The following is an 11,909-nucleotide window of genomic DNA, read 5'->3' as shown; positions in this document are numbered from 1 at the left end:
GTATAGAGTGCCAACCAACACCCGGCCGGCATCGGCTCCCGCGACGACGACGCCGTCGGGTTGTTGCACTGAGCTGTGATCACCCCAGTGCCGGGGATGGCCCCGGCACGTTTCGACCCCTGAAAGTGGAGGTCTACCGTGGCGAACATCAAGCCGCTCGAGGACAAGATCCTCGTCCAGGCCAACGAGGCTGAGACGACGACCGCCTCCGGCCTGGTCATCCCTGACACGGCCAAGGAGAAGCCCCAGGAGGGCACCGTCGTCGCAGTCGGCCCCGGCCGCATCAGCGAGAAGGGTGACCGCATCCCCGTGGACGTCGCCCCCGGCGACGTGGTCATCTACAGCAAGTACGGCGGCACCGAGATCAAGTACTCCGGCGAGGAGTACCTGATCCTCTCGGCCCGCGACGTGCTGGCCGTCGTCAGCAAGTAAGAAGCCTCCACGCCCCGCCCCGGCGGCCCGGTTCACTGAGCCGAGCCCCGGGGCGGAGCGCATTGATCACGTCACGCACGGATCTCCACCGGTGCGGGGTGGTCCCCGCACAGAATCCACCAGGCGCCAGCGGCGCCGAACTTCCCGGACAGGGAGCATAGGAACAACATGGCGAAAGAGATCGAGTTCAACGAGACCGTCCGCCGCGCGATGGAGCGCGGCGTCGACAAGCTCGCCGACGCAGTCAAGGTCACCCTCGGCCCGCGCGGCCGGCACGTGGTGCTGGCCAAGAGCTTCGGCGGACCGACGGTCACCAACGACGGTGTGACCATCGCTCGCGAGATCGACCTCGAGGACTCCTTCGAGAACCTCGGCGCGCAGCTGGTGAAGAGCGTCGCGACCAAGACCAACGACGTCGCCGGCGACGGCACCACCACCGCGACCGTGCTGGCCCAGGCCATGGTGCGGGCGGGGCTGCGCAACGTCGCTGCCGGTGCCAACCCGATGGCCATGGGCAAGGGCATCGAGGCCGCTGCGGCCAAGATCGCCGAGACACTCATCGAGCGCGCCACCCCGGTGGTCGGCGCCGAGGCCATCGCCCAGGTCGCCACCGTCTCCTCGCGCGACGAGGGGATCGGCCACATGGTCGGCGAGGCCATGACCGTGGTCGGCGTGGACGGCGTCGTCACCGTGGAGGAGTCCTCCACCCTGGCCGACGAGCTCGTGGTGACCGAGGGCGTGCAGTTCGACAAGGGCTACATCTCGCCCTACTTCGTCACCGACACCGAGTCGATGCAGGCTGTGCTCGAGGACGCCTACATCCTGCTGCACCGCGAGAAGATCAGTGCCCTCGCCGACCTGCTCCCGCTGCTGGAGAAGATCGCCGAGAGCGGCAAGCCGGTCCTCATCATCGCCGAGGACATCGAGGGCGAGGCCCTGTCCACCCTGGTGGTCAACTCGATCCGCAAGACCGTCAAGGCCTGTGCGGTCAAGGCGCCGTTCTTCGGCGACCGCCGCAAGGCGTTCCTGGACGACCTGGCGGTCGTCACCGGCGGCACGGTCATCACCGCCGAGGTGGGCCTGACCCTCAAGGACGCCGGTCTGGACTCGCTGGGCCGCGCCCGCCGCATCGTGGTCACCAAGGACGACACCACCATCGTGGACGGTGCCGGCACCGAGGACGACATCGCCGGCCGGGTGGCGCAGCTGCGTCGCGAGGTCGAGGAGACCGACTCCGACTGGGACCGCGAGAAGCTCGAGGAGCGCCTCGCGAAGCTGGCCGGTGGCATCGCCGTGGTCAAGGTTGGTGCGGCCACCGAGACCGCGCTCAAGGAGCGCAAGCATCGCGTGGAGGACGCTGTCGCGGCCGCCAAGGCTGCGGTGGAGGAGGGCATCGTCCCCGGCGGCGGCTCCGCGCTGGTGCACGCCTCCCAGGTGCTGTCCGACAACCTCGGCTTCACCGGCGACGAGGCTACCGGCGTCGGCGTCGTGCGCACCGCGCTGTCGGCCCCGCTGTTCTGGATCGCCAGCAACGCCGGCGAGGAGGGCTCGGTCATCGTCAGCAAGGTCGCCGACCTGCCGCAGGGCCAGGGCTTCAACGCCGCCACCCTCACCTACGGCGACCTGATCGCCGACGGCGTGGTGGACCCGGTCAAGGTCACCCGCTCCGCCGTGATCAACGCCGCCTCCATCGCCAGGATGGTGCTCACCACGGAGAGCGCCGTCGTGGAGAAGAAGGAGCGCGAGCCCGAGGAGGCCGGCAACCACGGCCACGGGCACGGCCACGGCCACGGTCACTGACCCACCGGACACCAGATTCACCAGGTAGGCACTGACGGTGCCGACCAGAGGGCCGCTCTCCCGTCTCGGGGGAGCGGCCCTCGTCCGTCCGGTCGGACTTCGCGAACTCGCGAACGGATGCCGGCACACCACCAGGCAGGGGACACAGTGGACAGCGTGATCGACAACCCGGACACCGTGCTGTGGCAGGCGGCCTTCGGCGGCTGCCCGGAGCGCGCCGTGCTCCCGGAGCCCTCCTCCCAGCACGGTCGGTGGTGGCGAGCGGTCGCGCTGGGCGGGCAGGGCCGGTACGCGGCTGCGGAGGCTGAGCTGCGACTGGTGACTGCCGGGGCCGGCACCGACTCGTTGGCGTCCCTGGCCAGCAGCACCCGGGCGTCGCACCTGCGCCAGCTGGGCGGCCACACGGCGGCCAAACCCTGGGACGGGCGTGCCCTGCTGCTGGCTGGGTCGGCCCCGGAGGCCGCGGCCGCGCGCTGCGACGCGCTGCTGGGGCTGGCCGCGGACGCCCTCGGCAGCGCCCAGGTACGAGTGTCTCAGCGGCTGCTCGCCCGCTGTCGGGACGAGCTGGACGTTGCCGAAGAGCTGGGTGCCGAGCTGGCCGCTGCCGAGGCGGGAGCAGGGTGGCGCGCCCGCCTGCGGTGGCACTGGGTGAGCGCCGAGACCGCGCTCTGCGCCGACGACATCGCCGGGGCCCGCGAGCACGGGGAGCTGGCCGACGCGCTGGCGCACCGGTGCCCGTCGGTGCGGCACCAGGTGAAGTCGCGGCTGGTGCACGCCGCGGCCCGTGGCACGGACGGCGGTGCGCCACTGGCCGCGGAGGTGCTCGCCCAAGCCCACCACCACGGGCTGCTGCCGCTGGAGTGGGCGGCCGGGATGCTGCTGCGGGCGCTGCAGCCGACCGGGTCGGTGCGCGCCGAGGCCCTGGGGGTGGACCTGGCCGCCGCCGAGCAGCGCCTGGCCCGTCGGGGCGGCCCTTTGCGCTGAGCCTCGCCGGTGCTTGTCTGGCCAAGGTCGTGATTCCGGAGGGCCCCAACGACTACGGTGTGAACAGCGGAGAAGATCCGGGCTCCGACCGCTGTCTCCACCACGTAGCGCGTGGAGGTGTAACGCTGGAGATAACAGACGCGATGGACATAGCGGGAGACAGGTTGGATGCCGACGCCTCCGCTGCCGCGCGCGGCGACCGGGTCGCTCTGGCTCGTCTCCTGGAAACGATCCGTCCCATTGTCGCCCGGTACTGCCGGGCGCGAGTGGGCTCTTCGCAACGGGGCTACGTCTCGGCGGATGACGTCGTCCAGGAGGTGTGTCTCGCCGTGATCACAGCGCTCCCGCGCTACCGCGACGAGGGCCGTCCGTTCTTGGCGTTCGTCTACGGGATCGCCTCGCACAAGGTCGCCGATGCTCACCGCGGCGTCGCTCGAAACAAGTCGGAACCGGTGGCCGACGTACCTGACACCCCGACTGAGCTGGACGGTCCGGAGCAGCGGGCCCTGGACTCCGAGGCTGCCCGGCGGATGACGGTCCTGCTGGACACGCTTCCGGAGCGCCAGCGCGAGATACTGGTGTTGCGGCTGGTGGTGGGAATGTCCGCCGAGGAGACCGCGGCAGCGGTGGGCAGCACCGCCGGTGCGGTCCGCGTGGCCCAGCACCGAGGACTGGCCAAGCTCAAGACGACGCTAGCGGCAACGACGGAAGGAGATGACCTGCGATGAGCGACGAGCCACGACGCCCCGACGACTTCCAGGCATCGGACCTTCCCGTGCCCGAGAGCCTTGCCGACCTGCAGGCGGACGAGAACCTGATCCAGTCCCTGCAGCGGTTCGAGACCCGACCCGGCGACGACGCCCTGGCCCGGATGGTCCTCGCGTGGCGGCGCGACATCGAGTCCGAGCCGCTGCCCGTGCAGCCTGACCTGTTCACCGCGGAGAGCGCGCTGGCCACGGTGCAGCGCCCGGCCCACCGCCGCCGGCTGCTCACTCCGGTCACCGCCGCTGCTGCGGTCGTGGGCATCGCCCTGTCCGGCGTGGCGCTGCTGGCCCACGACGCACGGCCCGGCGACACGTTGTGGGGCGTCACCCAGGTGGTCTACGCCGAGCACGCCAAGTCCGTGGTGGCGGCCGACCAGGCCCAGAGCGACCTGCAGGTCGCGGCCCGGGAGATCCGCGCCGGCTCACCCGCCGCCGCGGCGGAGGCGCTGAGTCGTGCCGGCGAGGCGCTGCGCTCGGTGGGTTCCGGAGAGGGCCGCGAGCTGCTCGCCACCCTCTACGTGGCACTGTCGGCGCAGGTGGCCCACACCGGTGCACCGGCCGTCCCCGCCCCGGCACCGCCGAGCACCACCCCGCCGAGCCCGGCCACCACCACCACCCCGCCGGACCCCACCACCAGCACCACACCGGGCGCAGGGTCCTCCACCACACCGCCCAGGACGACCACCGAGCCGACCGACACCCGTGGCACCACCAGCCCGCCGTCGCCGTCGCCCTCGCCGGCCAGCCCCACCCTGACCGAGACGGTGGTCGTGCCGCCGCCGGCCACCGTGCCCCCGCCGGAGGTGGTGCCAGCTCCGGGGACCACCACCACCGAACCGCCGCTCCCGTCACCGCCTCCGCCGGTCACCACCGACGAGCCGCTGCCGCCGTCGACGATCCTGGACACCCCGGCCGCGCCGGACACCAGCGAGCTCACCCCGAGCGGCGCCACGCCCAGCGGGATGACCTCCAGCAGCACCGCGACCACCGGCTTCACCACGGTCCAGCCCGGCGGTTGAGCGGCGGTTCGTGGCGATTCTGGTCACTCTGTGACGAGGTAGTCACTGAGCCGCGACAAGGCAGCACAGTGCGCCCCCACCCGCTGGGTGGGGGCGCACTGTCGTGGTGCTGGCAGCCCCGGACTGCTCCTCCGAGGGGCGCCGCCGGCTAGGAACCGATCGGGTCGTTGCCGGTGACCGCGTCGGCGTAGCCGCGGCAGTAGTCCCAGGTGACGTAGGAGTCAGGCTGCGGATCGTAGGCGGGCTCGTGCGGGCGCACCGTGCCGTCCACGAGCAGCTGCAAGAGGTTGGCGCGCAGCATGTCCCAGTCGTGGTAGTGCTCCTGCTGGCAGTCCTCGCAGGAGACCACCAGGCCGCGCACGCCCCGGTGGCCCAGCAGGGCCTCGTAGACGGCGAGGTCGGCGAGGTCCTCCTCCACCGCGTGGCGTTCCTCGTCGTCCAGCGGCTCGCCGGGCTCCAGCGCATCCAGGGCAGCAGAGGGGTCCGCCGGGTCGCCTGCGAAGGGGTCGGGCGGCAGTCCAGGAGGCAGTTGATCACGCACGCCTACACGGTACGCAGGAGAAGGCCCGAACTGCTAGCCGATACGATGCAGGTCTAGCACTTCGGCCCCGATGGGGCCGGCTGGGCGAGCGTGGGCAAAGCAGGAGGCCGAACTGATGAGCAGTGCAGCAGGACCCGTTCACACCGGGGGAGACGACCCAGGCAAGGTCGCGATGCTGGGGCTGACCTTCGACGACGTGCTGCTGCTGCCGGCAGCGTCGGAGATCATGCGCAACGAGGCGGACACCTCCACCCAGCTGACCAAGGGCATCCGGATCAGCGTCCCGCTGATCAGCTCGGCGATGGACACCGTCACCGAGTCGCGGATGGCCATCGCGATGGCCCGCGTTGGCGGCATGGGAGTGCTGCACCGCAACCTCTCGTGGCAGGACCAGGCCACCCAGGTGGAGACGGTCAAGCGCTCCGAGGCCGGCATGGTCACCGATCCGGTGACGTGCTCGCCCGAGGACACCCTGGCCACGGTCAACGCGATGTGTGCGCGCTTCCGCATCTCCGGGCTGCCCGTCACCGACGACGCCGGCGCGCTGGTCGGCATCATCACCAACCGCGACATGCGCTTCGAGCCCGACCAGAACCGCAAGGTCGGCGAGGTGATGACCCGGGCCCCGCTGATCACGGCGCAGGTCGGGGTCACCGCGGAGGCCGCGCTCGGCCTGCTGCGCCGGCACAAGCTGGAGAAGCTGCCGATCGTGGACGGTGACGGTGCGCTGCGCGGACTCATCACGGTCAAGGACTTCGTCAAGACCGAGAAGTACCCGGACGCCACCAAGGACCGCGACGGCCGCCTCCTCGTCGGTGCCGCGGTCGGCATCGGCGACGACGCCTGGCAGCGCTCGATGGCCCTGATCGACGCCGGGGTGGACGTGCTCGTGGTGGACACCGCGCACGGGCACAGCCGCCCGGTGCTGGACATGGTGGCCAAGCTGAAGTCCGAGGTCGGTGACCGCGTGCAGGTGATGGGCGGCAACGTCGCCACCCGCGAGGGCGCCGCAGCGCTGGTCGAGGCCGGCGCGGACGCGGTCAAGGTCGGGGTCGGTCCCGGCAGCATCTGCACCACCCGGGTGGTCGCCGGCGTGGGCGCCCCGCAGGTCACGGCCATCCTGGAGGCGGCTGCTGTGTGCCGGCCTGCTGGTGTGCCGGTGATCGCCGACGGTGGCCTGCAGTTCTCCGGCGACATCGCCAAGGCGCTCGCCGCCGGGGCGAGCAGCGTGATGCTCGGCTCCCTGCTGGCCGGCACCGCCGAGTCACCGGGTGAGCTGGTGCTGGTGGGCGGCAAGCAGTTCAAGACCTACCGAGGCATGGGCTCGCTGGGCGCCATGCAGAGCCGGGGGCAGACCCAGTCCTTCTCCAAGGACCGCTACTTCCAGGACGACGTGCTCTCCGAGGACAAGCTGGTTCCGGAGGGCATCGAGGGCCGGGTGCCCTTCCGCGGCCCGCTGGAGCAGGTGACGCACCAGCTCATCGGCGGTCTGCGCTCGGCCATGGGCTACACCGGCTCGGACACCATCGAGCAGCTGCAGCAGGCCCGCTTCGTGCAGATCACCGCAGCGGGGCTCAAGGAGAGCCACCCGCACGACGTCACCATGACCGTCGAGGCGCCCAACTACGCCAGCCGCTAGCCGGCCAGCCGCGCTGGACCGCCCGACGCTCGTCGGGCGGTCCACCTCCCTGAGCACCAGTCCCTGAGCACCACCTGACACCCCAGAAAGGGGCGCACGTGCGCGACCTCGTTGAGATCGGCATGGGCCGCACCGCCCAACGCACCTACGAGCTGAACGACGTCAACATCGTTCCCTCCCGCCGCACCCGCTCCTCCAAGGAGGTGTCGACGGCCTGGCAGCTCGACGCCTACCGGTTCGAGGTGCCCGTGCTGTCCCACCCCACCGACGCAGTGGTGTCGCCGGCGATGGCCATCGAGCTAGGCCGCCAGGGCGGGCTGGGGGTGCTCAACGCGGAGGGGCTGTGGGCCCGGCACGCCGACGTGGAGTCGCAGCTGGAGCGGGTCACCGACCTGGCCGCACGCGCCCACGACCCCTCGGAGGTCATCCGCCTGCTGCAGGAGCTGCACGCCGCTCCGCTGCAGCCGGACCTGCTGGCCGAGGCCATCGCCAAGGTGCGCGCCGCCGGGGTCACCACCGCGGTGCGGGTCAGCCCGCAGAACGCCGCGTCGCTGACCCCCACCCTGCTCGCCGCGGGAATCGACCTGCTGGTGGTGCAGGGCACCATCATCTCCGCCGAGCACGTGGGCCGGGAGTCCGGCAAGCCGGACGCGCTCAACCTCAAGACCTTCATCGCCGAGCTGGACATCCCCGTGGTGGCCGGCGGCGTGAGCGACCACCGCACCGCGCTGCACCTGATGCGCACGGGTGCCGCGGGCGTGATCGTCGGCTACGGCGCCTGCGAGGGTGCCACCACCACCGGTGACGTCCTGGGCATCGGCATCCCGATGGCCACCGCCATCGCCGACGCCGCCGCGGCGCGCCGGGACTACCTGGACGAGACCGGCGGGCGCTACGTGCACGTCATCGCCGACGGCGACATCTACGGCGCCGGGGACATGGCCAAGGCGATCGCCTGCGGTGCCGACGCCGTCATGCTGGGCGCTCCGCTGGCCGCGGCCGCCGAGGCGCCGGGAGCCGGCTGGTACTGGCCCTCCGCCGCTGCGCACCCCTCCATGCCCCGTGGCGCGGTCATGCCGGTGGCGGTGGCGCAGAACCGCCCCCCGCTGCAGCAGGTGCTCGCCGGCCCGTCGGACGACCCGTTCGGCACGGTCAACCTGGTCGGTGGACTGCGTCGCTCCATGGCCAAGGCCGGCTACTCCGACCTCAAGGAGTTCCAGCGGGTCGGGCTGTCCGTCCGGGCCTGACCCGGCTGCCGAACCTCCCGTGCCCTTCCGGACGAACGTTTCCGGTGGCCGGGTTAAGGTGACACCCGTTCACAGGTAACTGACGTTCGAGCGGGTAGGAGCACGGGTGAGCAAGCCACCGGGACAGCAGACGGACTACGACGTGCTGGTGGTCGGGTCCGGCTTCGGCGGCAGCGTCGCTGCCCTGCGGCTGACGGAGAAGGGCTACCGCGTCGGCGTGCTCGAGGCCGGCCGCCGCTTCACCGACGAGGACTTCGCCACGACCTCCTGGGACCTGCGCAAGTACCTCTGGGCGCCCCGGCTCGGCTGCTTCGGCATCCAGCGGCTGCACCTGCTGCGTGACGTGCTCATCCTGGCCGGATCCGGTGTGGGCGGCGGATCGCTGGTCTACGCCAACACGCTGTACCAGCCGGGTGAGCCGTTCTTCCGGGACAAGCAGTGGGCGCACATCACCGACTGGCGGGCCGAGCTCACCCCGTTCTACGAGCAGGCGCAGCGGATGTTCGGCGTGATCTCCAGCCCGAACATGACGCCGTCGGACCACGTGATGAAGGCCGTCGCCGAGGAGATGGGGGTGGGCGACACCTTCGGCCCCACCCCGATCGGGGTGTTCTTCGACAAGCCCGGCGAGGTCAGCGCCGATCCCTACTTCGGCGGCGTGGGACCGGAGCGCACCGGGTGCACCGAGTGCGGTGCCTGCATGACCGGCTGCCGGGTGGGCGCCAAGAACACCCTGGTGAAGAACTACCTGGGGCTGGCCGAGCGGGCCGGCGCCGAGGTGCTGCCGCTGACCACGGCGACCGCCGTGCAGCAGCGCGCCGACGGCACCTGGGCCGTCACCACCGAGCGCACCGGTGCCTGGGCCCGCAAGCACCGACGCACCATCACCGCTCAGCAGGTGGTGCTGGCGGCGGGCACCTGGGGCACCCAGAACCTGTTGTTCGCGATGAAGGACTCCGGCGTGCTGCCGAAGCTCTCGCCCAAGCTGGGTGAGCTCACCCGCACCAACTCCGAGTCGATCGTCGGTGCCGGGCGCTACACCGTCGACCCTGATCGCAACTTCAGCACCGGCGTGGCCATCACGTCCTCCTTCCACCCCGACGAGATGACCCACATCGAGCCGGTGCGGTACGGCAAGGGGTCCAACGTGATGGGCCTGCTGCAGACGCTGCAGACCGACGGTGGTGGCCGGGTGCCGCGGTGGGCGAAGTTCCTGGGCTCGGTGGCCCGCCACCCCGTCCTGCTGCTGAAGATGCTGCCGGTGAAGCGGTGGAGCGAGCGCACCATCATCGCGCTGGTGATGCAGAACCTGGACAACTCCATCACCACCTTCACCAAGCGGGGCCTGTTCGGCCGCAAGCTCAGCAGCAGGCAGGGCCACGGCGAGCCCAACCCCAGCTGGATCCCGGCCGGCAACGACGCCGTGCGCCGGATGGCCAAGCAGATCGACGGCATCCCGGGCGGCACCTGGGGGGAGATCTTCGACATCCCCCTGACCGCCCACTTCCTGGGCGGCTGCGCCATCTCCGACTCCCCGGAGAACGGCGTGATCGACCCGTACCACCGGGTGCACGGCTACCCGGGCCTGAGCATCGTCGACGGTGCCGCGATCTCGGCGAACCTCGGCGTGAACCCGTCGCTGAGCATCACCGCCCAGGCCGAGCGCGCCTTCTCGCTGTGGCCGAACAAGGGTGAGGTGGACCGCCGGCCGAGCCAGGGCGCTCCCTACCAGCGCCTGGCGCCGGTGGCTCCGGTGCGCCCGGTGGTGCCCGCCGACGCCCCCGCAGCCCTGCGGCTGCCGCTGACCGTGGTGAACCCGGCCACCAAGACCGACACGGCCGTGAAGGCGAGCTGAGCCGGTCTCTAGGCTGGGGCCCGTGCCCGAGAACTCCGAGAACCCCGAACAGCTGCTGGACGACGCCCACCCGGTGCTGGTGGTCGACTTCGGCGCCCAGTACGCGCAGCTGATCGCGCGCCGGGTCCGCGAGGCGCAGGTCTTCTCCGAGGTGATCCCGCACACCACCTCCGTGGCGGACATCATCGCCCGCAAGCCCGCGGCCGTGGTGCTCTCCGGCGGGCCCTCCAGCGTCTACGTCGAGGGCGCGCCGCAGCTGGACGCGGAGCTGTTCGACGCCGACATCCCGGTGTTCGGCATCTGCTACGGCTTCCAGGCCATGGCCGGCGCGCTGGGCGGCACCGTCGCCCACACCGGCACCCGGGAGTACGGCCGCACCGACCTGGCCGTGGCGCCCGAGCCCGGCCTGCTGCACGCTGGTCTGCCCACCACCCAGCCGGTGTGGATGAGCCACGGCGACGCCGTCACCGCCGCCCCGCCCGGCTTCACCGTCACCGCCACCAGCTCTGGCGCCCCGGTGGCCGCGTTCGAGGACCGGGCCCGGCGCCTGGCGGGCGTGCAGTACCACCCCGAGGTGCTGCACTCACCGTTCGGCCAGGAGGTGCTGCGGCGCTTCCTGGTGGACGTGGCCGGCATCGAGGCGTCCTGGACCCCGGCCAACATCGCCGACGCCCTGGTGGCCCAGGTGCGCGCCCAGGTGGGCGACAAGCGCGCCATCTGCGGGCTCTCCGGCGGGGTGGACTCGGCGGTGGCCGCCGCGCTGGTGCAGCGCGCCATCGGCGACCAGCTCACCTGCGTGTTCGTCGACCACGGCCTGCTGCGCGCCGGTGAGCGTGAGCAGGTGGAGAACGACTTCGTCGCTGCCACCGGCGCCAAGCTGGTGACCGTGGACGCGGTGGACACCTTCATGGCCGCCCTGGCCGGCACGTCCGACCCGGAGACCAAGCGCAAGGCCATCGGCCGGGAGTTCATCCGCAGCTTCGAGGGTGCCACCGCCGAGGTGCTCGGCGACGCAGCTGAGCACGGCGAGAGCGTGGACTTCCTGGTGCAGGGCACGCTGTACCCCGACGTGGTGGAGTCCGGCGGCGGTACCGGCGCGGCCACCATCAAGAGCCACCACAACGTGGGCGGGCTGCCCGACGACCTCGAGTTCCAGCTGGTGGAGCCGCTGCGCCTGCTGTTCAAGGACGAGGTGCGGGCGGTGGGCCGCGAGCTGGGCCTGCCCGAGGAGATCGTCTCCCGCCAGCCCTTCCCCGGGCCGGGCCTGGCCATCCGCATCGTCGGCGAGGTGACCCTGGACCGCCTGGAGACGCTGCGCGCGGCCGACCTGATCGCCCGCGAGGAGCTCACCGCGGCCGGGCTGGACAAGGAGATCTGGCAGTGCCCCGTGGTGCTGCTGGCCGACGTGCGCAGCGTCGGCGTGCAGGGCGACGGCCGCACCTACGGCCACCCCATCGTGCTGCGTCCGGTGAGCAGCGAGGACGCCATGACCGCGGACTGGACGCGCCTGCCCTACGACGTGCTGGAGCGCATCTCCACCCGCATCACCAACGAGGTGGCCGAGGTCAACCGGGTGGTCCTGGACGTGACCAGCAAGCCGCCGGGCACCATCGAGTGGGAGTGACACC

Annotated in this window: 10 protein-coding genes; 9 read left to right on the top strand and 1 reads right to left on the bottom strand. The window is 71.7% G+C overall.

Going from position 1 to position 11,909, the window contains the following annotated elements:
* Positions 1–138 precede the first annotated feature (138 nt).
* The 5 genes from groES to ELX43_RS13865 all read left to right on the top strand — a co-directional run bounded on the left by groES (position 139) and on the right by ELX43_RS13865 (position 4,999).
* Positions 139–432, top strand: coding sequence for a co-chaperone GroES (groES, locus tag ELX43_RS13885; protein ID WP_127783936.1), 294 nt, complete (start codon positions 139–141; stop codon positions 430–432).
* 168 nt (positions 433–600) lie between these two features.
* Positions 601–2,232, top strand: a complete 1,632-nt coding sequence (gene groL, locus ELX43_RS13880; protein ID WP_127783935.1) for a chaperonin GroEL — start codon at positions 601–603, stop codon at positions 2,230–2,232.
* 156 nt (positions 2,233–2,388) lie between these two features.
* Positions 2,389–3,216 (top strand): hypothetical protein, encoded by an 828-nt coding sequence (locus tag ELX43_RS13875; protein WP_206518021.1) that lies wholly within the window; start codon positions 2,389–2,391, stop codon positions 3,214–3,216.
* Between the two features lie 143 nt (positions 3,217–3,359).
* Positions 3,360–3,944 (top strand): sigma-70 family RNA polymerase sigma factor, encoded by a 585-nt coding sequence (locus tag ELX43_RS13870; protein WP_127783934.1) that lies wholly within the window; start codon positions 3,360–3,362, stop codon positions 3,942–3,944.
* Positions 3,941–4,999, top strand: a complete 1,059-nt coding sequence (locus tag ELX43_RS13865) for a hypothetical protein (protein WP_127783933.1) — start codon at positions 3,941–3,943, stop codon at positions 4,997–4,999. Before ELX43_RS13870 ends, ELX43_RS13865 begins: the two co-directional genes overlap by 4 nt.
* Positions 5,000–5,147: 148 nt before the next feature.
* On the opposite strand, the gene ELX43_RS13860 is transcribed toward ELX43_RS13865, so the two are convergent.
* Positions 5,148–5,540 carry a DUF5319 domain-containing protein gene (locus ELX43_RS13860; protein ID WP_127783932.1) on the bottom strand — a complete coding sequence of 131 codons (393 nt, stop codon included), beginning with the start codon at positions 5,538–5,540 and terminating at the stop codon, positions 5,148–5,150.
* Between the two features lie 115 nt (positions 5,541–5,655).
* Between ELX43_RS13860 and guaB the strand changes: the two genes are divergently transcribed.
* From guaB to guaA, 4 genes are all read left to right on the top strand, one after another.
* A complete protein-coding gene (gene guaB, locus ELX43_RS13855; protein WP_127783931.1) occupies positions 5,656–7,179 on the top strand; it encodes an IMP dehydrogenase in 1,524 nt (507 codons plus the stop codon).
* 98 nt (positions 7,180–7,277) lie between these two features.
* The gene (locus ELX43_RS13850; protein ID WP_127783930.1) at positions 7,278–8,426 is read left to right on the top strand and encodes a GuaB3 family IMP dehydrogenase-related protein; all 1,149 of its coding nucleotides are present in this window, start codon (positions 7,278–7,280) and stop codon (positions 8,424–8,426) included.
* A gap of 106 nt (positions 8,427–8,532) precedes the next feature.
* Positions 8,533–10,281 (top strand): GMC family oxidoreductase, encoded by a 1,749-nt coding sequence (locus ELX43_RS13845; RefSeq protein WP_127783929.1) that lies wholly within the window; start codon positions 8,533–8,535, stop codon positions 10,279–10,281.
* 22 nt (positions 10,282–10,303) lie between these two features.
* Complete coding sequence (gene guaA, locus ELX43_RS13840; RefSeq protein ID WP_277601701.1) at positions 10,304–11,905, top strand: glutamine-hydrolyzing GMP synthase; 1,602 nt, start codon at positions 10,304–10,306, stop codon at positions 11,903–11,905.
* Positions 11,906–11,909 lie beyond the last annotated feature (4 nt).

Origin of the sequence: Rhodococcus sp. X156 (assembly GCF_004006015.1) — a bacterium.
Lineage (GTDB): Bacteria > Actinomycetota > Actinomycetes > Mycobacteriales > Mycobacteriaceae > X156.
This window is presented reverse-complemented; position numbering and strand designations above follow the sequence as displayed.

What these genes read in the sequence shown, in the direction of transcription:
- groL (WP_127783935.1), top strand. Translation starts at nt 601, where the DNA reads ATGGCGAAAGAGATCGAGTTCAACGAGACCGTCCGCCGCGCGATGGAG.
- ELX43_RS13870 (WP_127783934.1), top strand. Translation starts at nt 3,360, where the DNA reads ATGGACATAGCGGGAGACAGGTTGGATGCCGACGCCTCCGCTGCCGCG.
- ELX43_RS13865 (WP_127783933.1), top strand. Translation starts at nt 3,941, where the DNA reads ATGAGCGACGAGCCACGACGCCCCGACGACTTCCAGGCATCGGACCTT.
- guaB (WP_127783931.1), top strand. Translation starts at nt 5,656, where the DNA reads ATGAGCAGTGCAGCAGGACCCGTTCACACCGGGGGAGACGACCCAGGC.